The following is a 19,609-nucleotide window of genomic DNA, read 5'->3' on the forward strand; positions in this document are numbered from 1 at the left end:
CATGGTGGACGTCGAACTCGACCGTGATGTGTGCAAACTGGTGCACGAGTTCGCCCGGCGCCTCGACGGGCAGGTCCGCCGGATCGGTGAGGAGGTCGGGTTGACCCCGGCGCAGGTCGTCGCGCTGCGCGAGCTGTCCGAGCCGATCACCGCGCGCGAGCTGGCGAACCGGATGTCGTGCGAGGCGTCGAACGCGACGTTCGTGATCGACCGGCTGGAGGATCAGGGCCTGGTGAACCGGCGGCCACACCCCACCGACCGGCGCGCGAAGGAGATCGTGCTGACCGAAGCCGGGCAGACGGCGCGGGACACGGTGCTCGACCGTCTCAACCGGACCTCGCCGATGGTCTCACTGGACCCCGCCCAGCAGAAGTCGCTGGTCGAGTTGTTGCAGGCGCTGGTCGGTCAGGGCCGGTAGTAGGCGTCCGAGCCACGGCCGGCGGGCACGATCACCTTGCCGAGCGGCATCAGCGAGACCGGGATGAGCTTGAAGTTCGCCAGCCCGAGCGGGATCCCGACGATCGTGACGCACAGCGCGATCCCGGTGACCACGTGCCCGATCGCTAGCCAGAACCCGGCGAACACGATCCAGATGACGTTGCCGATCAGCGAGCCGACTCCGGCGTCGCGACGGTCGACGATCGTGCGGCCGAACGGCCACAACGCGTAGTTCGCGATGCGGAACGACGCGATGCCGAACGGGATCGTGACGATCAGGACGCAGCAGATGATCCCGGCCGCCAGGTAGGCGAGGGCCATCCAGAAGCCGGCCAGCACCAGCCAGATCAGGTTCAGGATGAGCCGCATCAGACGTGCAACTCCCCGCTCAGCACGGTGACGGCCTGCCCGGACAGCGTCACCCGGTCCCCGTCGAGCCGGACGCGCACGATCCCGCCGCGCTCCGACGCCTGCTCGCCGACCAGCTCGTCCCGCCCGAGCTTGCCCGCCCAGTGCGGCGCCAGCAGGCAGTGCGCCGAGCCGGTCACCGGGTCCTCCGGCACGCCGACGGCCGGACCGAAGACGCGGCTGACGAAGTCGACGTCGTCCCGGTCGCCAGGGGCGGTGACGATCACGCAACGGGCATCCCAGCCCGCCACCACGTCCAGGTCCGGCTTCAGTCCGCGCACTTCGGCCGCATCGGCGACCTCGACCAGGATGTCCCACTTGCCACGCGCGACGCTCGTGACCGTCACACCGGGCAGGGCGCCCAGGACGTCGTCCGCGGCCGGCCGTGGCGGGTCGTGCGGGAAGTCCATGCTGACCCAGCCGCCGTCGGCGCGGGTGCGCAGCTCGCCGCTGCGCGTGGTGAACACCTGCTCGCCGCCCAGCACGTGCCCGGTGGCCAGCGTCGCGTGCCCGCAGAGGTCCACCTCGACCGTGGGCGTGAACCAGCGCAGCCGCTTCGGGCCGTCGCCGGACACCTCCACGAACGCCGTTTCCGAATGCCGCAGCTCGGCGGCCACCGACTGCATCCACGCGGTCTCGGCCGGTGCGTCGAGCAGCACCACCCCGGCTGGGTTCCCGGCGAACGGGGTGCTGGTGAACGCGTCGACGATGGAGATCCGCATGGCACCCACTCTAGGGGGTATCCGGGAAGCGGCGGGATTTCTAGACTCGGTGACGGTCAGTGTGGACCGGGTCCGAGGAGGCGTCATGCCAGCCGTGCCGAGTTATGCGTCGGGGATCTCCGAGGTGCCGCTGCTCGGAGACACCATCGGTGACAATTTCGATCGGACCGTGGCGTCGTTCGGTGAACGCGACGCTCTGGTCGAGTGCGCGTCGGGCCGGCGGTGGACCTACCGGGAGCTGTCGGCCGAGGTGGACGCGCTGGCCGCGGCGCTCGCCGGGCGGGGGATCGGCAAGGGCGACCGGGTCGGGATCTGGTCGCCGAACTGCGCGGAGTGGACGTTCCTGCAGTACGCCACGGCGAAGGTCGGGGCGATCCTGGTCAACATCAACCCGGCGTACCGGTCCCACGAGCTGGAGTTCGTGCTGAACCAGTCCGGGGTGCGGATGCTGGTCGCGGCGCAGTCGTTCAAGACCTCCGACTACGCGGCCATGATCGAGGAGGTCCGGCCGCGCTGCGCCGGGCTGGAACAGGTCGTGCTGCTGGGCTCGGGCGAGTGGTCGGAGCTGCTGGAGTCCGGCCGGGGCAGGCCGCTGCCGGAGGTGGGGCTGTCCGCGGACGACCCGATCAACATCCAGTACACCTCGGGGACGACGGGCTTCCCGAAGGGTGCGACCCTGTCCCACCACAACATCCTCAACAACGGCTTCTTCGTGGGCGAGCTCTGCCACTACACGGAGGCGGACCGGATCTGCCTTCCGGTGCCGTTCTACCACTGCTTCGGCATGGTGATGGGCAACCTGGCGGCGACCTCGCACGGTTCGTGCATGGTGATCCCGGCCCCGTCGTTCGAGCCGAAGGCCACGCTGCAGGCCGTCGAGTCGGAGCGGTGCACATCGCTGTACGGCGTGCCCACGATGTTCATCGCCGAACTCGCCGAACCGGGCTTCGAGGACTACGACCTGTCGTCGCTGCGAACCGGCATCATGGCCGGCTCGCCCTGCCCCGTCGAGGTGATGAAGCAGGTCATCGAGCGGATGGGCATGACCGAGGTGTCCATCTGCTACGGCATGACCGAGACCTCCCCGGTCTCCACGCAGACGAGGTCGGACGACTCGATCGAGCGGCGCGTGTCCACGGTCGGCCGGGTCGGGCCGCACCTGGAGGTGAAGATCGTCGACCCGGAGACCGGGCTGACCGTGCCGCGCGGCGAGCCGGGCGAGCTGTGCACCCGGGGCTATTCGGTGATGCTCGGCTACTGGGACCAGCCGGACAAGACCGCCGAGGTGATCGACCAGGGGCGCTGGATGCACACCGGCGACCTCGGGGTGATGGACGACGAGGGATACATCCAGATCACCGGCCGGATCAAGGACATGGTGATCCGCGGCGGCGAGAACATCTACCCGCGGGAGATCGAGGAGTTCCTCTACACCCACCCGGACGTGCTGGACGCCCAGGTGATCGGCGTGCCGGACCAGCGGTACGGCGAGGAACTGATGGCGTGGGTCCGGATGCGCCAGGGAGCCGAGCCGCTCACGGCGGAGTCGCTGCGCGAGTTCTGCGCGGGCAAGCTCGCGCACTACAAGATCCCGAAGTACGTGCACATCGTGGACGAGTTCCCGATGACGGTGACGGGAAAGGTCCGCAAGGTCGAAATGCGGGAACAGGCACTGAAGATCCTGGACCTGGAGTAAGAGTCCTCCCCGGACGCGGGGTCCGGGCGCCTAGGGCACGACGTTGGCCAGGGCTTTCGCATCCTCTTCGCCGAACGTGTCCTCCAGCTGTTCCGGCGAGTAGTCCAGGTCGATCTGCGCCACCGGCACTCCGCGCGCCGACGCGATGGCGCCCAGGCGGCGCTGCGCGCGGTCGGCGGCGTAGCCGATGAACTCCTGCGGGTCGTTGCCGAACGGGTGCGTTTCCCCGAACTGGTCCCGCACCCACTGGATCATCCCGAGCGCGTGCGGCAGCAGTTCGCCCATCCGCTGCTGCACCGCGTCCCACAGCGAATCGTCCGCGGCGATGTGCCGGCGGCAGGTGAACGTGCCCCACGCCATGTGGCGACGTTCGTCGTCGCTGATGTGCTTCACCAGCTGTTGCATGCCGGGCAGGATGCCGCGCGTCACGCACAGCTTCTGCCAGGCGTAGTAGCCGGTCAGCGCCAGGCTGCCCTCGATCACGTGGTTGTAGGTGACGCTCGCGCGGACCTGGTTGAGCGGGCTGGGGTCGCGCTCCAGCACGCTCAGCGACTCCGGCAGCTCCTCGTAGAACAGCTTGCGGTAGTGCGGGTTTTCGCTCACGTAGGACGTCAGGTCCTCGGTCAGGCCCACCGCGTCCATCCAGCGCCGGAAGACCTCGGTGTGCTTGGCCTCCTCGAAGCAGAACTGCGTCAGGTACATCTCGTCGCCGAACCGGCCCTCGGCCGCCATCGCCTGGAGGAACGGCTGGATGTCCTCGGTCACGGCCTCCTCGCCCGCGGCGAACTGCGTGCACAGGTAGGTCGCCGACCGGCGTTCCTCGTCGTTGAGGGTCCGCCAGTCCTCGGCGTCCTGGCTGAAGTCGATGTCGGCCGGGTTCCAGAACTTCCGGTTGCCCTTGACGAACAGCCGCAGCGGGAAGGAGTCCCAGTTCAGTCCGCCCCGGCGCAGCGAGGCGAATCCGGTGCGGCGCGCGGGAAGGGTTCCGGTCATCGCTGCTCACACTCCATTGTGGACGCGTAGTGGGTGATGGCGGGTGCGATCGCGGCGCAGATCAGGTCCGCGGCCTCGGCCGCGGAATGGGTCGGCAGCACCAGGTGGCTCAACGCGAGCCGGACCACGGTCTCCGCGAGGAGGGTCGCGGCCTCGCCGCTGAGGCTGGGCAGGAACTCGCGGTACTGCGCGGCCGTGGTCGCCATCGCCGCCGACAGCACGGGTTCACCCCGGGTGGTGAGCAGCGGCAGCAGATCCTCACCCTGCGGAGTGCCCAGTGCGGAGGCGACCAGCCGGTTCTCCCGGCCGTGCTCGATCGTGTAGATGAGCGAGTCGCGGATGCCGCTCAGCACATCCGGCGCGGTGGCGAACCGCTGGTGGATGCCGTCCAGGAACTCGCCGGTGGTGCGCAGGACCACGGCCTGCACGAGTGCGTTCTTGTTGCCGAACTCGTTGTAGACGGTCTGGCGGCTGACCCCGGCCGCCGCGGCGACGTCCGCCATGCGCAGGGCCGCATAGCCTCGGGCCGCCAGGATGTCGGTCGCCGCGTCGATCAGGGTCTCCCGCAGCGAGGTCCGGGTGCGTGCGGTGAACGAGCTGGTGATCTCAGTCACACGCTCAGCTTGACATAGGTGTTCAGGATGTCAAGAAGGTTGACCCGATCGGCGCCACTGTAAAGACGAGGTAAGACGGCGTCGGGAACTGTCGGTGGGTCCGGCTACCGTGGCTGTCGTGGGGATCGTCGTCGGATTCGACCTGGACATGACGCTCATCGACCCGCGGCCGGGCATGGTCGCGGTGATGAACGCGCTCGGCGCGGAGGCCGGCCTGCCGTTGGACGGTGAGCACTTCGCCGCCAACCTCGGCCCGCCGCTGGACCACGTGCTGCGCGAGTTCGGCGCGCCCGAGGACCGGATCGGCGGCCTGGTCGACCGGTTCCGCCAGCTGTACCCGGAGATCGTGATCCCCGGGACGGTCGCCCTGCCGGGCGCCCACGAGGCGCTGGCCGCCGTGCACGAGGCGGGCGGCCGCACGGTCGTGGTCACCGGCAAGTACGGCCCGAACGCGGCACTGCACGTCAAGGCGCTCGGCCTGGCCGTCGACGTGCTGGTGGGAGAGCTGTGGTCGGACGGCAAGGCGGTCGCCCTGCGCGAGCACGGCGCGTCGATCTACGCGGGTGACCACCTGGGCGACGTGCGGGGCGCACTCGCCGCGGGCGCGGTGCCGGTCGGGGTGACGACGGGTCCGTGCAGCCGGGACGCACTGCTCGAGGCCGGGGCCGAGGTGGTGTTCGAGAGCCTGGCGGAGTTCCCCGGCTGGCTCAGCCGGCAGCCGCTCGACGGTGCTCCCGCACCAGCGAGATGAGCGACAAGGCGATGCCGAGCGGGGTGGCCACCCCCGCGACGGCGCTGAGCCAGACCGGGAGGTCGCGCAGGCCGAAGGCGAACAGCACGAACACTGCCAGCACGGCCAGTACGCCGACGGCGAACACGCCGATCCCGAGCCGCATGAGGAACGGCTTGCGTGGGGAAGTCTCGGCCGGAGTATCCATGGCACAAGGTTAGAACCCATATCTCCTTCACCGGAGGGCGCATACCGGGATAGGCTGACGGATACGCGTCCTGGGTACGCCCAGGGCGCGTTCGTCGTGCAGGGCGGCCCCGTGCCGCAGGTGGACGAGACGATGTTTCGCAGAACGAAGGAACGGTGAGGGCAGTGCCGACCGGCAAGGTCAAGTGGTACGACGCGGAGAAGGGGTTCGGTTTCGTCACCCAGGACGGCGGCCAGGACGTCTACATCCGCAAGACCGCGCTCCCGCAAGGGGTGGAGGCACTCAAGGCCGGCCAGCGGCTGGAGTTCGGCGTCGCCGACGGTCGCCGCGGCCCGCAGGCCCTGTCCGTTCGGCTCATCGACAGCCTGCCCTCGGTCGCCGAGGCGCGCCGTCGCCCCGCCGAGGAGCTGCACGGCCTGATCGAGGACATGATCAAGCTGCTCGAGATGAAGGTGCAGCCGGACCTGCGCCGCGGCCGCTACCCGGACCGGAAGAACACGAAGCGCATCGCCGAGGTGATGCGTGCCGTCGCGCGCGACCTCGACCCGTGATAGCGCGCCGCTGACCGCCGGCCCCACCCGTCGCGGCGAGTGGGGCTCGTCCGGTTCAGCTCACCCGGGCTGCACCTGCAGCGTCCACAACGAGCGCGCGACGAGCTGCGGGTTGCCGTTCTCGTCGAGGATCGGGTTGCCGGCCTGGTCCGCGGCGAACACCGCGCCGAGCTGCTGCACCTCGACCACGACCAGCTGGTCGCCCGGGGCGTTCCCGGTTGCGGTGTAGGCGAGTTTCGCACCCGGCGAGAAGTACTGCTGCTTGACCGGCTGCAGCTCACCCTTGGCGTTGGTGTACTGGACGTTCACCAGCCACGGGGTGTCGCCGATCTCGGACGGCACGGAGATCTGCACCGGCTTGCCCGGGCGCACCTTCAGCGTCGCCGCCGCCCCCGGGTCCTGCGAGCACGACTTCAGGAGTGCGTCGCAGTTCACGATCGGGTCGGCGTTGACGGTGTGGCCGTCGCCGAAGAAGGTGACCTCGGGCGGTCCGGCGGTGGCGGAGCACCCGGTCAGCGTCAGCGCACCGGCCGCCAGCAACAGCAAAGTTCGCCGCATGGCGGAAACACTACGGGTCGGCTCAGCGCACTCGGGGAGCGGCCCCGCTGCCCGTTCGCGCGGGTCGGCGTGCCCGCTTCGCCCCCACTGCGGGCAGCAGCGAGGAGCCGCGCTGCAGCAGGAAAGTCTGCGCCAGGCCGAGTGCGAGCAGGATCGACACCACGAGGAACCCGATCCAGTACGTCGGCGGCAGCAGCAGGCCCAGCGCGCCACCGAACACCCACGCCAGCTGGAGCACCGTCTCCGACCGGCCGAACGCCGAAGCCCGGGACTCCTCGGGCAGGTCGCGCTGGATCACCGCGTCCAGGCTGACCTTCGCCAGCGCGCTGGCGGTCGATCCGACCAGGCCGACGATGGTGACGGTGATGATCCCGGACATGACGGCGGCGAGGATCGTGGACGCGAGCGACGCCGCGACGCAGGCGAGGACCACCTGACTCGCGTGCCCGAACGTCAGCCGCGAACCCAGCGCGTTGCCGACGAACCCGCCGATCCCGGCCGCGGCGCCGACCAGCCCGAGGAGCAGCAGCTGCATGAACGGGGTCTGCCCGTTCTGCTCGGCGTGGGCCTTCACCGCGAAGGCGGTGAACATCATCAGGAACCCGGTGAGCACGCGCACGGTCCCGTTGCCCCACAGGGCGAGTACGACCTCGCTGCCCAGCGGCTGCCGTTTCTTCTTCTGCGCCGGATGGGCCTTGAGCGTCGCCGGGACCTCGCCTTCGGTCACCTCGACCCACGCCGGGATGCGCATCGCCTGCACGCCGCCGACGGCGCAGATCGCCGCGGTGAACCACAACGCCCCCGCGGATCCGAACAGCGAGTTCACCCCGGAGGCGATGGCGCCGAACACACCACCGGCGGCGAGGCCGAAGACGGTGAGCCGCGCGTTGGTCTTCGACAGCGTGATCTCCGGTGGCACCACCCGCGGGGTGACCGCGGACTTGAGCACCGTGAACGACTTGGACAGCACCATCTTGCCCAGCGCCGCCGGGTAGAGACCCCAGTCGTTGAAGTGCAGCGCCATCACCACGGCCATCAGCACCTGCCCGACCGACGCCAGGCACATCGCCAGCCGCCTGCCGCGCTGGATGCGGTCCAGCAGCGGGCCGATGACCGGCGCCACCAGTGCGAACGGCGCGATGGTGATCAGCAGGTACAGCGCCACCCGGCCGCGGCTCTCGCCGCTGGTGGCCGCGAAGAACAGCGTGTTGGCCAGCGCGATCGCCATCGCCGCGTCGCTGGCGTAGTTCAGCATCACCGCGTACGTCAGCGACGTGAGACCGGACTTGTCCGCGCCGTCGGCCTTGGTCGCGCGCTGGAACAACCCGAACGCCTTGCCGCCGAGCTCCCGGCTGCGCAGTGCGGCGACCCGGGTGACCGTCAGCTTCTTCGGCATCCGCGGCGGCGGCCCGGCGTGCGCGGTGCGCGGGTCGGTGCGCGGCTCGTCCGCCGGTTCCGGCTCCGGGCGTGCGGACTTCGCGTAGCCGTTGGTGTCGTAGTGGTCGTAGAGCGGCTCGGTGCGGCGTGGTGGGGGAGATGGCGGATCGGTGTGCCACGGGCGTGGCGGTGGCGCCTGCCGTGGCGGGTACGGCCGGGCGCCGCGCGGTGGTGGCGGCGGCCGGTTGCCGGACGGGACCGCGTTCGTCGGTGCGTCGTCCGTGGCCGGGACCGGGGACGGCTCGGGGTAGAAGCCGCCCTGGGCGCGCCACGAGTGGCCGGCACCTGGGGCCGGTGTCCACTTCCGTTTGCGCCGCACGGGTCAATCTTGCCGTATTCCTGCGGGGATGTGCTGGATGATCAGGAAGCCGGGACGAATTTCACCCGGAACATCGTCGGCCAGTACTTCCCGGTGATCAGGAACTCGTCGGTGCCGGGGATCGCCGCGATCCCGTTGAGCACGTCGGCGGCGGCCGCCTGGGCGGGGGTGAGCAGCCCGGCGGCGGTGATCTGGCCGGTCACCTCGCCGGTCGCCGGGTCGATGCGCAGGATCCGGTCGGTCTGCCACACGTTGGCGTACACCGCGCCGCCGCTGCACTCCAGCTCGTTCAGCTGGTCGAAGGTCTGCGACCCGAAGTGCACGGTCACCTCGCCGGTGACCGTGAAGGTGGCCGGGTCGCGGAAGGTGAGCCGGTCCGAGCCGTTGCTCATCACCAGCCGGCCGCCCGCGTGGCAGAGGCCCCAGCCCTCGCCGTCGTAGGTCACGCGCCGCAGCTCGGCGAGGGTGCGGGCATCGCGTTCGATCGCGACGCCGTTCTGCCAGGTCAGTTGCCACAGCGTCGGCCCGGTGACGGTGATGCCCTCGCCGAACAGCGGCGCCGGCAGGTCCACCCGCACGGCCGGTGGCTGCCCGGGCGCCCCGGCCCGCACCGACGACTCCCCGACCAGCCCGGTGCCCTCGTACAGGGTGTCGCCGGCGAATTCCAGGCCTTCGGTGAAGGCGGCCGGGTCGTGCGGCAGCGTGGCCAGCACCTGCACCGTGAGCTGCGGAACCGTGGCCGGCGCGGGCGGGGCGGCCGCCGCGCAGCCGCCGAGCGCGACGACCGCGGCGAGCGTGAGGGTGAACAGGGTGCGCACGGCTCCACCCTGACACGGCCGCTCGACGCGCGCGGGGCACAATTGGGGTATGACGCTGCTGCTCACCCTGGACGACGGCTCCGTGGAGCGCGCTCTCGCCGAGGCGGTCGGCCTCGCCCGCGAGGCCGCGGTCGAAGAGGCGGGCGCCGAGCAGGTGGGGGCGCACGTCGGCGTGGCGCGCGAGGACGCGGTGTCGGCGAGCCACCTCTTCGAGGCGAACGTGCCCGGCTACCGCGGCTGGCGCTGGTCGGTGACCGTGGCGAGCGCGGGCCCGGACACCCCGGTGACGATCAGCGAGGTCGTGCTCGTGCCCGGCCCGGACGCGCTGATCGCCCCGCAGTGGGTGCCCTGGGAGCGGCGGGTGCGGGCCGGTGACCTCGGCGTCGGCGACATCCTCCCGCCGGACAAGGACGACCCGCGGCTGGTCCCGGCGTACGTGCAGTCCGACGACCCGGCGGTGGAGGAGGTCGCGCACGAGATCGGGCTCGGCCGGGTGCACGTCCTGTCCCGCTACGGCCGCGAGGAGGCCGCTACGCGGTGGCACCGCGGCGAGTTCGGCCCGCGGTCGGACATGGCCCGCGGTGCGCCGGCGCACTGCGGCAACTGCGGCTTCTACCTGCCGCTCGCCGGTTCGCTGCGGGCGGCGTTCGGGGTGTGCGGCAACGAGATCGCCCCGGCGGACGGCAACGTCGTGCACGCCGAGTACGGCTGCGGCGCGCATTCCGAGGTCGAGGTCGAGGTGACCTCGTCGGTGCCGGTGGCCGAGCTCGTCTACGACGACTCGCTGCTGGACACCGAGCCGGTCGAGGAGCCGAAGACCGAGACGGGCGCCACCCCGGACGCCGAGACGGCGAGTGAGTCAGCTGAGTGATCCGTTCGGCACCGAGGCGCTGCGGGCCTCGGTGCTGCGGGCCTGGCGCGACTCGCCGACCCGGTTCACCGAAGACACCAACGCCGAAGGCGATCTGCGGGCCGGCGGCTACCGCGACCGGCTGTTCGTCGAGCTGGCGCAGAACGCCGCGGACGCCGCCGCGCTCGCCGGAACTCCCGGCACGCTGCGCGTGTCCCTGACCGGCGGTGAACTCCGGGTGGCCAACACCGGCGCGCCGCTCGACGCCGCCGGGGTCGCGTCGCTGGCGTCGCTGCGGGCGTCGGCGAAGCAGGGCGGCGCGGTGGGGCGGTTCGGTGTCGGTTTCGCCGCGGTGCTCGCGGTCACCGGTGAGCCGCGGGTGATCTCGCGCACCGGCGGGGTCGCGTTCTCCGAGTCCCGCACCCGGGAAGCCGCCGGCCGGGACGGTGCGGTGCCGGTGCTGCGGCTGCCGTGGCCGGCCGACGAGGACGTGCCGGCGGGTTTCGACACCGAGGTCCGCCTGCCGTTGCGGCCCGGCGTGGACCCGGAGGACCTCCTCGCGCGGCTGGCCGAGGAGGCCGAGGACCTGCTGTTGTCCCTGCCGTGGCTCACCCGGATCGAGGCGCCCGGCGCGGTCTGGTCGCGCTCCGATGTGGACGGTGTGGCGGAGTTGTCCACGCCGTCCGGCGCGGTCCGCTGGCTCACCCACGCCGGGGAGAACGCGGTGTGGGCGACGCCCGTGGACGGCCGGCTCACCGAGGACGTGCTGCACGCACCGACACCGACCGACGAGCGGTTGTCCCTGCCTGCCCGGCTGATCGCGACGGTGCCGCTCGAACCGTCCCGGCGGCGCGTGCTCCCCGGCGCCGACGCGGCACTGGCCGCGGCGGCCCGCGAGTACCCGGCGCTGGTGCGCCGGCTCGCGCCCGCCGACCGGCTCGGCCTGGTGCCCGAGGCCGGGTTCCCGCTGTCCGAAGTGGACGGAAAGCTGCGGGAACTGGTCGGCCGCCAGCTGGCGACGCAGGCGTGGTTGCCCGCGGCCGAGGGCAGTGACCTCGCGCCCAGCGGGGCGCGGGTGCTGTCCGTGGCATCCCCGCGGCTGCTGGAGCTGCTCGCCGGGGTCGTCCCCGGCCTGGCCGGAGTCAGCGGGTACGACGCGGCGCAGGTCCTCGCCACCGTCGGCGCGGACCGCCTCGACGTGGCCGAGCTGGTCGACCTGCTGGTCGGTGCCGGCCGGGACCCGCGGTGGTGGCGCGATCTCTACGACGCGTTCCTGCCGTTGCTGGACAACCACGAGGTGACCGCGGACGAACTGGGCGCGCTGCCGGTGCCGCTGGCCGACGGGCGGACGCTGCCCGGCCCACGCGGGGCGCTGCTGCTCGGCGAGTCGGAGCTGCTGGACCTGCTCGCCGAGGCCGACGTGGGTGGGCTGCGGCTGGTGCACCCGGACGCGGCGCACCCCCTGCTGGAGCGGCTGGGTGCGAAGCGGGCGGATGCCGCCGACCTGCTCGAAGCACCCGCGCTGCGGGAGGCGGTCGAGCGCAGCCTGGCCGATGCGGAGTCCGGGTTGGACACCCGGCCGCTGGCGGAAGCCGTGCTGCGGCTGGTGTCCGAGACCTCGGCCGAGGGGCTGGGCGCGCTGGCGTTGCCGTCGGTGGACGGCTGGCGCCGCGCGGACGAGCTGCTGCTGCCGAACTCGCCGCTGCGCGAGGTGTTCGACCCGGAGGTGTTCGACGAGGACGGCCCGTTCTCGGTGCTGGACGCGGGTTTCGCCGGGCAGTGGCCGGTCCGGGTGCTCACCGAGCTGGGCGTGCTCGACGAGTTCGTGGTCGTGCAGAACGCCGACGAGCGACCGGAGGTCCGCGACCTCGACCTCGTCGCCGACGACGCGTGGCCGCAGGCACTGCGGCTGATCGCCGGGCAGCGCGCCACCTGGCAGGCGCTGACGATGCCGGACAGCCCCACCGGTGCCTGGCTCGCGCGCAACGCGCTGCTCGCTGGTCGCGCCCCGGTCGAGTGGCGGTTGCCGGACGCGGACGGCCTGGCCGGGTTGTACGACCCGGTGCCGGACGTCGGTGTGCGGCCGGACGTGCTGGCCGCGGCCGGGGTCCGGTCCGAGCTCGCCGTGCACGACCTCGACGATGCGGCCGACCTGCTGGACCGGCTCGGCGACCCGGACCGGCAGGTGCCGCCGGGGCTGATCCTGCGGGCGCACGCCGTGCTCGCCGCCGCCGATCTGGACTGGTCCGGCCTGGACGCACCGCAGCGGGTGCGGACCGTCGACGGATCCGTGGTGGACGCCGAGCGGACCGCGGTGCTGGACCGGCCGTGGCTCGGCTCGGTGTGGGCGCCGGAACGCCTGGTGGCCGCCGCGCCCGGCGCGGACCCGACCGCGCTGGCCGACGTGCTGGACATTCCGCTGCTCAGCGAGCACGTCGACGCCCGGATCGCCGGTGAGGGTGAGTTCGTGCCGTGGCCGGAGATGACCGCGCTGGTCCTGGCCGCAGAGCTGCTGGACATCCCGCTGCCCGACGGTGGCCTCGTGGTGCACGACGAGCTGACGATCGAGGTCGACGGAGTCAAGCGCGCCACACCGTGGTGGGTCGGAAGTGGGACGTTCCAGGAGGAACTCCACGCCGAGGACTCGCCCGCCGGGCTGGCGCGCGCGTTCGCCTGGGCCACCGGCCGCTGGTCCGACCGGCACCTGGTCGAGGCCGTGCTGAACGACCCCGCGACCACGACCTTCCTGCTCTAGAGGCCGGTCTGGGCGCTGCGGCTGCCGCGGCGGCGAGCCCAGCGCTGCCAGCTCATGATGCCCAGGCCCATCAGGCCGAGAACACCGCCGGACAGGCAGGTCCACGTCCACACGCTGCCCGGGCCGCCGCCACCGAACAGGCGCAGCGCGCCCAGCACCACGAACGCGGTGAACCACACGAGTGTGCCGACGACGACGACCGGGTAGAGCACCACCAGGCGCTCCGGCAGGTCGGGTACCCGAAGCAACGGACGTTTAACATCCCCGGCGTTGATCGGATCGGCCACGTCAGGAAGGCTACCCGCGGGTCGTTCCCGGAGCACCAGGTGAGGCAGGTTGCATGGCTGAGCAGAGCGGCAGGACCGGGCTGGACCGGTTCTTCAAGATCACCGAGCGCGGGTCGAGCGTCGGCCGCGAAGTGCGCGGCGGGCTGGTCACGTTCGTCACGATGGCCTACATCGTGGTGCTCAACCCGCTGATCATCGGCAGTTTCTCGGCGCAGGACACGGGTGCGCACAAGGACCTGTTCGGCAACATCCTGCCGGTACCGCAGGTGGCGGCGGTGACCGCGCTGGTCGCCGGGGTGATGACGATCCTGATGGGGGTGGTGGCGAACTACCCGTTCGCGATGGCCACCGGCCTGGGGATCAACTCGCTCATCGCGGTCAGCGTCGCGCCCCAGATGAGCTGGCCGGCCGCGATGGGCCTGGTGATGCTCAACGGCCTGGTCATCCTGGTCCTGGTGCTCACGGGTGTGCGGACGATGGTGTTCCGGGCCGTGCCCGCGCCGCTCAAGGCGGCGATCGCGGTCGGGATCGGCCTGTTCATCACCCTGATCGGCCTGGTGGACGCCGGGTTCGTGCGGCGGATCCCGGACGCGGCGAACACGACCGTCCCGGTCGGACTGGGCATCGGCGGGTCGATCGCGAGCTGGCCGACGCTGGTGTTCGTGCTCGGGTTGCTGATCACCGGCATCCTGATGGCGAAACGGGTGCGCGGGGCGATCCTCATCGGTGTGCTGGTGACGACGGTGATCGCGATCGTCCTGGAGGCGATCGTCAAGGCCGGGCCGTCCAACGGCACCAACCCGAAGGGCTGGAACCTGGGCTACCCGGCGCTGCCGGACAAGGTCGCCGGGCTGCCGGACCTGTCGCTGATCGGCAAGGTGAACTTCGACGCGTGGGTGCAGGTGCCGGCGATCACCGCCACGCTGATCGTGTTCACGCTCATCCTGACCGACTTCTTCGACACGATCGGGACGATGACCGGGCTGGGCAAGGAGGGCGACCTGCTCAACGAGAGGGGTGAGCTGCCCAACACGGGGAAGGCGCTGTTCGTGGACAGCCTCGGGGCGGTGGCCGGTGGGTTCAGCTCGTCCAGCTCGAACACCGTGTTCGTCGAGTCGGCGTCCGGTATCGCGGAGGGTGCGCGGACCGGGCTGGCCAACGTGGTCACCGGGCTGCTGTTCATCGCGGCCATGTTCTTCACGCCGCTGTACGAGGTGATCCCCGTGGAGGCCGCGGCACCGGCCCTGGTGATCGTCGGCGCGTTGATGATCAGCCAGGTGCGGGAGATCGACTTCACCGATTTCCGGATCGCGCTGCCGGCCTTCCTGACGATCGTCGTCATGCCGTTCACGTACTCGATCACGAACGGGATCGGCGCCGGCTTCATCACCTACGTGGTGATCCAGATCGTGACGGGCGGCGCGCGCAAGGTGCACCCGTTGCTGTGGGTGATCGCCGTGGCGTTCGTGGCGTACTTCGCCGTGGGCCCGATCCAGGCGGCCCTCGGTTGAGTCACGTGCCGCTCGACGGTGCGATCGAGTTCACCCGGCCGTCCGCTCGATCGTGAGGTAAGCTAACTATGTGTCCGATGTGCGGGAGCCTGCCCTGGCGAGCCGGTTGCGGCTCGCGGTGGTGCGGCTCAACCGCAAACTCCGGGCGCAGCGCACCGGTGAGAACGTCTCGCTGACCCAGCTGGCTGCACTGTCCACACTGCACAAGTGCGGCCCGCTCACGCCGGGCAAGCTGGCGGCCAAGGAAGGTGTCCAGCCGCCGTCGATGACGCGGGTCATCGCGGCGCTGGAGGACTTCGGGTTCGTCGAGCGTAGCCCGCACCCCACCGACGGGCGGCAGTCGATCGTCGCCCTCACCGAGCGGGGGCGCGCGTTCGTGGGCGAAACGATCCTGGTGCGCGAAGCCTGGCTGGACCGGAAGCTGACCGAACTGAGCGGCGAAGAGCGTGAAGTCCTCGCGCGCGCCGCCGAGATCATCGACAGAATGGCGGGGAACGAATAACGGTGCGGGCCAACACGGGTACTGACAGAGAGTCCGATCAGACGACCACAGCTACCCGAGGCCAGGCACCTCCCGCCCGGAGCGTTCCGGCGGACCGGGCCTGCACCGCGCCCGCGGGCCGGGTGCGGAGCCGCGCCACCGGGCAGCCGCCGGCCGTGCAGGCCGAAGCCGCCACCGAGCAGGCGGCCGGCGCGGCGACCGAGCCGGAGACGAAGCCCGAGCCGAAGGCGAGCATGTTCGCCTCCCTGGCGGTGCGCAACTACCGGCTGTTCTTCTCCGGCCAGGTGATCTCCAACATCGGCACCTGGATGCAGCGCATCGCGCAGGACTGGCTCGTCTTCCAGCTCTCCGGGAACAACCCGGTGGCCCTCGGGATCGCCGTTGCGTTGCAGTTCCTGCCGACCCTGATGCTGTCCCTGTGGGCCGGCGTCCTGGCCGACCGCGTGGACAAGCGCAAGCTGTGCATCGCCATCCAGAGCGGCATCGGGGTGCAGGCGCTGGTTCTCGGGCTGCTCGACGTGGCCGGAGTGGTCACCCTCTGGCAGGTCTACCTGCTGTGCTTCGTGCTGGGCATCTTCAGCTCGCTGGACGTGCCGGCCCGCCAGTCCTTCGTCGCGGAGATGGTGGGGCGCAAGCAGATCAGCAACGCCGTCGCGCTGAACTCGTCGGTGTTCAACATGGCCCGCATCGTCGGGCCCGCCATCGCCGGCTTCGGGATCACCTGGGTGGGCACCGGCTGGATGTTCCTGGCCAACGCGGTCAGCACGCTCGCGGTCGTCACCGGCCTGCTGCTGATGAACCCGGACCAGCTCTTCCGCGGGCCGGCCGTCGCGCGCGCCAAGGGACAGCTGCGTGAGGGCCTGGCCTACGTGCGTGGCCGCTCGGACCTGGTGTCGCTGATGGTGCTGGTGTTCTTCGTCAGCACGTTCGGCATCACGTTCTTCACCTCGCTCGCGATCATCGCCGGCAACGTGTTCGGCACCCAGGCCGACGGTTACGGCCTGCTGTCCACGCTGATCGCGGTGGGCACGTTCACCGGTTCGCTCATGGCCGCCCGCCGCGGCGCCCGCGGCAAGCCGAGCGTGCGGCTGCTGCTGGTCGCCGCGTTCAGCCTGGGCGCGGTCGAGTTCGTCGCCGGGTTCATGCCGACCTACCTGGCCTTCGGCATCGCGTTGATCCCGCTGGGGTTCGCCACCATCACGTTCCTCAACACGGCCAACTCGCTCGTGCAGACCTCGGTCAGCCCGGAGATGCGCGGCCGGGTCATGGGCCTCTACGTGCTGGTGCTGATCGGCGGCAACCCGATCGGCGGCCCGATGGTGGGGTGGATGGCCGACACCTTCGGCGGCCGCTCCCCGTTCCTGATCGGCGGCGTGCTCTCCGCGGTCACGGCGGTGGCCTGCGCGGTCGTCCTGGTCCGCCGGGGCGGCATGGCCCGGCCGGTCGAGCTCGCCGGGCTGCGGGTGCTCAGCGGCCGAGGAGGGCAGGCAGCACGGACCCGGCGAGTGCGCTGAGGTCCCGGCCCGTTCCGGTGAAGACCAGTTCCTGGCTTTCGTCGTCGGCGATCTTCACCGCGACCAGGTCGCTGGTGATCAGCGCCGGGCGCCCGGCGAGCGTGTCCGGGTAGGCGCGCGGGGTGACGTCGTCGTCCAGCACGGCCTGCACGGTGCGGACCGTGCAACGGCCGTCGAACTTCGGCTTCGCCGCGGATGCGCTGGTGCCCATCGCCTTCGCGAGCTCGGTGCACAGCTGCCACGACACCACCGGCCAGGGCGCACCGCGGATGCCGTAGCCGGGGACGGGGTCGGTCACCTGCAGGGTGATCGTGCCGTCCCGGCCCTGCGCGGGCAGGCGGGGACCGGGTGCCATGGTCGCGTCGAGGACGTCCCGCGCGATGGAGACCGCCAGGTCGTCGAGCGCGAGGTCGGGCCGGGTGACGGCGAACCGCGTGATGTCGACGCGCAGGTACGGGTGCACCCGGCCGCTGGGCGGCTCGTCGACCAGGTGCGCGTTCAGCCGCGCGTTCACGGTGCCGCCGGACTCGACCTCGGCGGCGTGCCCGGACACCGTGACCGCCTGCGGTGCGCTCAGCGTGGCCGGCGCGTTGTCCAGCCGCACGTCGACGTCGAGGCTCCCGGTCACGAGGTGGCACCCGTTGTCCCGGACCTCCCGCAGCGTCGTGCCACCGAGCAGGGCCTGCCAGTGCCGGTCGGGCAGGGCCTGGCAGAGCACGTGAGCGGCGCTGTCCCCGGGCATCGCGACGAGCATCTCCCCGGACGGCATCGGCACGCGGTGCGGCAGCTCGCCGGCCTCGGTGGGCCAGACGGCGGGCAGTCCGGGCGGGGGCGGTGGAGCGGCGGTGCCCTGCGCCCACAGGTAGCCGGCGGCACCGGACACCGAGGCGATGGACAGCAGCACGCCGAGCACGATCGCGATCACTGTCGACGTCTTCACGGCCGAAACGCTATCCGGTGGCTTTCCGGGCTCGACCGGTGATCCACGCCGGGCCGCTGGGCCGGCACGATCGGATGAGTGGGCGGGCTTGCGGCTCGCGGTGAAGTTAGGCTAACCTAATGCATGTCCGCTTCGTGGTGGGAGCGGCAGTCAGTTCGGGAACGGGCGAGGCCCCGGTGCCGGGAACGATCCGGGCACCGGGGCCTCGTTCACGTCGATCCCGAAGTGCACCCGGTACGCCTCGACCTCCTCCGCGCCGGTCAGCTCCCGTTCGGCCCGCTTGCCGTCCACCGTCTCGATCAGCTTGTCGCCGGCCAGCGTGATGCGGCCGGCGGAGGTGGGCATCGTGCACACCACGTTCTGGGTGAAGTGCGACTCCGGCGAGGTGGCCTGCCACCAGCAGGTCGGGACGAAGTCGGCCAGCTCGCGTGGCCGCTGCTCCAGCCGGTAGGCGGGCTCGCCGTCCATCCGGATCTCCAGGTCGCCGCCCGGCACGTCCAGCACCAGGAACTCACCCTCGGGATCGGCCTGCGGCTCGCACGCCGCCAGCCGCAGCGGGTGGCGGGCGAAGCGGCCGAAGCCGACATCGGCCAGCCACGGCTCGTCCAGGCCGACACGCAGCGCCAGGTGGTCGAACGGCGCGCCCCACCGCCCGCCGCCGTGCACGCGAGCGCTCAGCAGGGTGACCCGGAACCCCAGCTCGCGCAGCAACGCGGCGAACAAGCCGTTCAGCTCGTAGCAGAAGCCGCCCCGGTGCCGCCGCACGATCTTGTCGAACAACGCGTCCTCGTCCAGCACGATTCGCTCAGGTAGGTGAACGCTGAGGTTCTCGAACGGCACCGCCAGCTGATGAGCCTCGTGCAGGTCCCGCAGCGTCTCCGCGGTCGGGGCGGCCGGTTGCCGGGCGCCGATCCGGGCCAAGTACGCGTCCACATCCATGCCGCCAGCCTGCATCCTCCACTGTGGTCGAGGTCAAGCGGCAAAAAGGAAGGGCCCTGTCCGCGCGAGCGCGCGGAAGGACCCTTCGGACGGTCGTGCTCTAGAGGAGCAGGCCGTTGCCGCCGGAAACGGCGTTGTCGAAGCGCTTGCTGATCTCCGCCCAGTTGTAGACGTTCCACAGCGCCTTGACGTAGTCCGCCTTGACGTTCTTGTAGTCGAGGTAGAAGGCGTGCTCCCACACGTCGACCAGCAGGATCGGCACGGTCGGCAGGATGAGGTTGTTGTGGTGGTCGCGCAGCTGCTGCGTGATCAGCGTCTTGCCCACCGGGTCCCACGACAGGGCGGCCCAGCCGTTGCCCTGGATGGTCGTGGCGACGGCGGTGAACTGCGCCTGGAACTTGTCCCAGGAGCCGAACGCGTCGTCGATCGCCGAAGCCAGCTCGCCGGTCGGCCGGTCGCCACCCTCGGGGGACAGGATCTTCCACCACACCACGTGGTTGGCGTGCCCGGCCAGGTTGAACGCCAGCGTGGTCTCCAGGCCGACGATCGAGCCGAAGTCGCCCTTGTCCCGAGCCTCCGCGAGCTTGTCCAGGGTGTCGTTGGCCCCCTTGACGTAAGCCGCGTGGTGCTTGCTGTGGTGCAGCTCGTTGATCTCACCCGAGATGTGCGGGGCGAGCGCGCCGTAGTCGTAGTCGAGGTCAGGAAGCTCGTAGCGGGCCATCAGCCCTCCTTCTTGTCTGACGCAGAGGTCCCTTGCGGTATCAAAACCTAGTCCTCGCGAGCGCGGGAAGCTAACCGGGGAGCCGCTGTCCGCACTGC

The 19,609-nt window shown here is 71.1% G+C and carries 21 protein-coding genes; 9 read left to right on the forward strand and 12 right to left on the reverse strand.

Annotated elements, in window-relative coordinates; genetic code table 11:
- The first annotated feature begins 1 nt into the window (after position 1).
- On the forward strand, positions 2–418 hold the full coding sequence (locus FHX46_RS04220) for a MarR family winged helix-turn-helix transcriptional regulator (RefSeq protein WP_167110792.1): 417 nt from the start codon (positions 2–4) through the stop codon (positions 416–418).
- Here FHX46_RS04220 and FHX46_RS04225 read toward each other — a convergent pair.
- Both FHX46_RS04225 and FHX46_RS04230 read right to left on the reverse strand, forming a co-directional pair.
- Complete coding sequence (locus FHX46_RS04225; RefSeq protein ID WP_167110794.1) at positions 406–807, reverse strand: YccF domain-containing protein; 402 nt, start codon at positions 805–807, stop codon at positions 406–408. The two genes, FHX46_RS04220 and FHX46_RS04225, sit on opposite strands and share 13 nt — an antisense overlap.
- Positions 807–1,568, reverse strand: coding sequence for a PhzF family phenazine biosynthesis protein (locus FHX46_RS04230; protein ID WP_167110796.1), 762 nt, complete (start codon positions 1,566–1,568; stop codon positions 807–809). The genes FHX46_RS04225 and FHX46_RS04230 overlap by 1 nt, the downstream gene beginning before the upstream one ends.
- A gap of 85 nt (positions 1,569–1,653) precedes the next feature.
- On the opposite strand from FHX46_RS04230, the gene FHX46_RS04235 reads away from it, so the two are divergent.
- Entirely contained in the window at positions 1,654–3,264 is a 1,611-nt protein-coding gene (locus FHX46_RS04235; RefSeq protein WP_167110798.1) for an AMP-binding protein, read from the forward strand.
- A 30-nt stretch (positions 3,265–3,294) separates the two neighbouring features.
- Here the strand turns inward: FHX46_RS04235 and FHX46_RS04240 are convergent, their stop codons facing one another.
- Both FHX46_RS04240 and FHX46_RS04245 read right to left on the reverse strand, forming a co-directional pair.
- The gene (locus FHX46_RS04240; RefSeq protein ID WP_167110800.1) at positions 3,295–4,257 is read right to left on the reverse strand and encodes a R2-like ligand-binding oxidase; all 963 of its coding nucleotides are present in this window, start codon (positions 4,255–4,257) and stop codon (positions 3,295–3,297) included.
- Positions 4,254–4,871 carry a TetR/AcrR family transcriptional regulator gene (locus FHX46_RS04245; RefSeq protein ID WP_167110802.1) on the reverse strand — a complete coding sequence of 206 codons (618 nt, stop codon included), beginning with the start codon at positions 4,869–4,871 and terminating at the stop codon, positions 4,254–4,256. The genes FHX46_RS04240 and FHX46_RS04245 overlap by 4 nt, the downstream gene beginning before the upstream one ends.
- A 118-nt stretch (positions 4,872–4,989) precedes the next feature.
- Here FHX46_RS04245 and FHX46_RS04250 point away from each other — a divergent pair, with 118 nt between their 5' ends.
- Positions 4,990–5,622 (forward strand): HAD family hydrolase, encoded by a 633-nt coding sequence (locus FHX46_RS04250; protein ID WP_167110819.1) that lies wholly within the window; start codon positions 4,990–4,992, stop codon positions 5,620–5,622.
- Here FHX46_RS04250 and FHX46_RS04255 read toward each other — a convergent pair.
- Positions 5,579–5,809 carry a hypothetical protein gene (locus tag FHX46_RS04255; protein WP_167103829.1) on the reverse strand — a complete coding sequence of 77 codons (231 nt, stop codon included), beginning with the start codon at positions 5,807–5,809 and terminating at the stop codon, positions 5,579–5,581. The two genes, FHX46_RS04250 and FHX46_RS04255, sit on opposite strands and share 44 nt — an antisense overlap.
- A 164-nt stretch (positions 5,810–5,973) precedes the next feature.
- On the opposite strand from FHX46_RS04255, the gene FHX46_RS04260 reads away from it, so the two are divergent.
- Complete coding sequence (locus tag FHX46_RS04260) at positions 5,974–6,360, forward strand: cold-shock protein (protein WP_017985244.1); 387 nt, start codon at positions 5,974–5,976, stop codon at positions 6,358–6,360.
- Between the two features lie 60 nt (positions 6,361–6,420).
- Here FHX46_RS04260 and FHX46_RS04265 read toward each other — a convergent pair whose 3' ends face one another.
- Genes FHX46_RS04265 through FHX46_RS04275 form a run of 3 tightly spaced genes read right to left on the reverse strand, consistent with a single transcriptional unit; the run spans position 6,421 to position 9,492 of the window.
- Positions 6,421–6,918 carry a DUF2771 family protein gene (locus FHX46_RS04265; protein WP_167110821.1) on the reverse strand — a complete coding sequence of 166 codons (498 nt, stop codon included), beginning with the start codon at positions 6,916–6,918 and terminating at the stop codon, positions 6,421–6,423.
- A 22-nt stretch (positions 6,919–6,940) separates the two neighbouring features.
- The gene (locus tag FHX46_RS04270) at positions 6,941–8,674 is read right to left on the reverse strand and encodes an MFS transporter (protein WP_167110823.1); all 1,734 of its coding nucleotides are present in this window, start codon (positions 8,672–8,674) and stop codon (positions 6,941–6,943) included.
- Positions 8,675–8,715: 41 nt separating this feature from the next.
- Positions 8,716–9,492 carry a glutaminyl-peptide cyclotransferase gene (locus tag FHX46_RS04275; RefSeq protein ID WP_167110825.1) on the reverse strand — a complete coding sequence of 259 codons (777 nt, stop codon included), beginning with the start codon at positions 9,490–9,492 and terminating at the stop codon, positions 8,716–8,718.
- Between the two features lie 49 nt (positions 9,493–9,541).
- Between FHX46_RS04275 and FHX46_RS04280 the strand changes: the two genes are divergently transcribed.
- Positions 9,542–10,363: a DUF3027 domain-containing protein gene (locus tag FHX46_RS04280; RefSeq protein ID WP_167110827.1), complete on the forward strand. Its 822-nt coding sequence runs from the start codon at positions 9,542–9,544 to the stop codon at positions 10,361–10,363.
- A complete protein-coding gene (locus FHX46_RS04285) occupies positions 10,347–13,097 on the forward strand; it encodes a sacsin N-terminal ATP-binding-like domain-containing protein (protein ID WP_167110829.1) in 2,751 nt (916 codons plus the stop codon). Before FHX46_RS04280 ends, FHX46_RS04285 begins: the two co-directional genes overlap by 17 nt.
- On the opposite strand, the gene FHX46_RS04290 is transcribed toward FHX46_RS04285, so the two are convergent.
- Positions 13,094–13,384 carry a DUF2530 domain-containing protein gene (locus FHX46_RS04290; protein ID WP_390622580.1) on the reverse strand — a complete coding sequence of 97 codons (291 nt, stop codon included), beginning with the start codon at positions 13,382–13,384 and terminating at the stop codon, positions 13,094–13,096. The genes FHX46_RS04285 and FHX46_RS04290 overlap by 4 nt on opposite strands.
- Before the next feature lie 53 nt (positions 13,385–13,437).
- Here FHX46_RS04290 and FHX46_RS04295 point away from each other — a divergent pair, with 53 nt between their 5' ends.
- The 3 genes from FHX46_RS04295 to FHX46_RS04305 all read left to right on the forward strand — a co-directional run bounded on the left by FHX46_RS04295 (position 13,438) and on the right by FHX46_RS04305 (position 16,911).
- Entirely contained in the window at positions 13,438–14,895 is a 1,458-nt protein-coding gene (locus tag FHX46_RS04295; protein WP_167110831.1) for an NCS2 family permease, read from the forward strand.
- 79 nt (positions 14,896–14,974) lie between these two features.
- A complete protein-coding gene (locus tag FHX46_RS04300) occupies positions 14,975–15,397 on the forward strand; it encodes a MarR family winged helix-turn-helix transcriptional regulator (RefSeq protein WP_167121107.1) in 423 nt (140 codons plus the stop codon).
- Positions 15,398–15,630: 233 nt separating this feature from the next.
- Entirely contained in the window at positions 15,631–16,911 is a 1,281-nt protein-coding gene (locus tag FHX46_RS04305) for an MFS transporter (RefSeq protein WP_167121109.1), read from the forward strand.
- On the opposite strand, the gene FHX46_RS04310 is transcribed toward FHX46_RS04305, so the two are convergent.
- The 3 genes from FHX46_RS04310 to FHX46_RS04320 all read right to left on the reverse strand — a co-directional run bounded on the left by FHX46_RS04310 (position 16,865) and on the right by FHX46_RS04320 (position 19,511).
- Complete coding sequence (locus FHX46_RS04310) at positions 16,865–17,851, reverse strand: hypothetical protein (RefSeq protein ID WP_167110833.1); 987 nt, start codon at positions 17,849–17,851, stop codon at positions 16,865–16,867. The genes FHX46_RS04305 and FHX46_RS04310 overlap by 47 nt on opposite strands.
- Positions 17,852–18,001: 150 nt before the next feature.
- A complete protein-coding gene (locus FHX46_RS04315; RefSeq protein WP_167110835.1) occupies positions 18,002–18,790 on the reverse strand; it encodes an arylamine N-acetyltransferase family protein in 789 nt (262 codons plus the stop codon).
- Between the two features lie 100 nt (positions 18,791–18,890).
- A complete protein-coding gene (locus FHX46_RS04320) occupies positions 18,891–19,511 on the reverse strand; it encodes a superoxide dismutase (RefSeq protein WP_167110837.1) in 621 nt (206 codons plus the stop codon).
- Positions 19,512–19,609: the final 98 nt, after the last annotated feature.

Origin of the sequence: Amycolatopsis viridis (assembly GCF_011758765.1) — a bacterium.
GTDB lineage: Bacteria > Actinomycetota > Actinomycetes > Mycobacteriales > Pseudonocardiaceae > Amycolatopsis_E > Amycolatopsis_E viridis.

Excerpts from the sequence above, each read along its gene's own strand:
- FHX46_RS04265 (WP_167110821.1), bottom strand. The coding sequence starts at position 6,918 with ATGCGGCGAACTTTGCTGTTGCTGGCGGCCGGTGCGCTGACGCTGACC.
- FHX46_RS04295 (WP_167110831.1), top strand. The coding sequence starts at position 13,438 with ATGGCTGAGCAGAGCGGCAGGACCGGGCTGGACCGGTTCTTCAAGATC.
- FHX46_RS04255 (WP_167103829.1), bottom strand. The coding sequence starts at position 5,809 with ATGGATACTCCGGCCGAGACTTCCCCACGCAAGCCGTTCCTCATGCGG.
- FHX46_RS04240 (WP_167110800.1), bottom strand. The coding sequence starts at position 4,257 with ATGACCGGAACCCTTCCCGCGCGCCGCACCGGATTCGCCTCGCTGCGC.
- FHX46_RS04280 (WP_167110827.1), top strand. The coding sequence starts at position 9,542 with ATGACGCTGCTGCTCACCCTGGACGACGGCTCCGTGGAGCGCGCTCTC.
- FHX46_RS04235 (WP_167110798.1), top strand. The coding sequence starts at position 1,654 with ATGCCAGCCGTGCCGAGTTATGCGTCGGGGATCTCCGAGGTGCCGCTG.
- FHX46_RS04220 (WP_167110792.1), top strand. The coding sequence starts at position 2 with ATGGTGGACGTCGAACTCGACCGTGATGTGTGCAAACTGGTGCACGAG.
- FHX46_RS04230 (WP_167110796.1), bottom strand. The coding sequence starts at position 1,568 with ATGCGGATCTCCATCGTCGACGCGTTCACCAGCACCCCGTTCGCCGGG.
- FHX46_RS04315 (WP_167110835.1), bottom strand. The coding sequence starts at position 18,790 with ATGGATGTGGACGCGTACTTGGCCCGGATCGGCGCCCGGCAACCGGCC.
- FHX46_RS04320 (WP_167110837.1), bottom strand. The coding sequence starts at position 19,511 with ATGGCCCGCTACGAGCTTCCTGACCTCGACTACGACTACGGCGCGCTC.
- FHX46_RS04305 (WP_167121109.1), top strand. The coding sequence starts at position 15,631 with ATGTTCGCCTCCCTGGCGGTGCGCAACTACCGGCTGTTCTTCTCCGGC.
- FHX46_RS04225 (WP_167110794.1), bottom strand. The coding sequence starts at position 807 with ATGCGGCTCATCCTGAACCTGATCTGGCTGGTGCTGGCCGGCTTCTGG.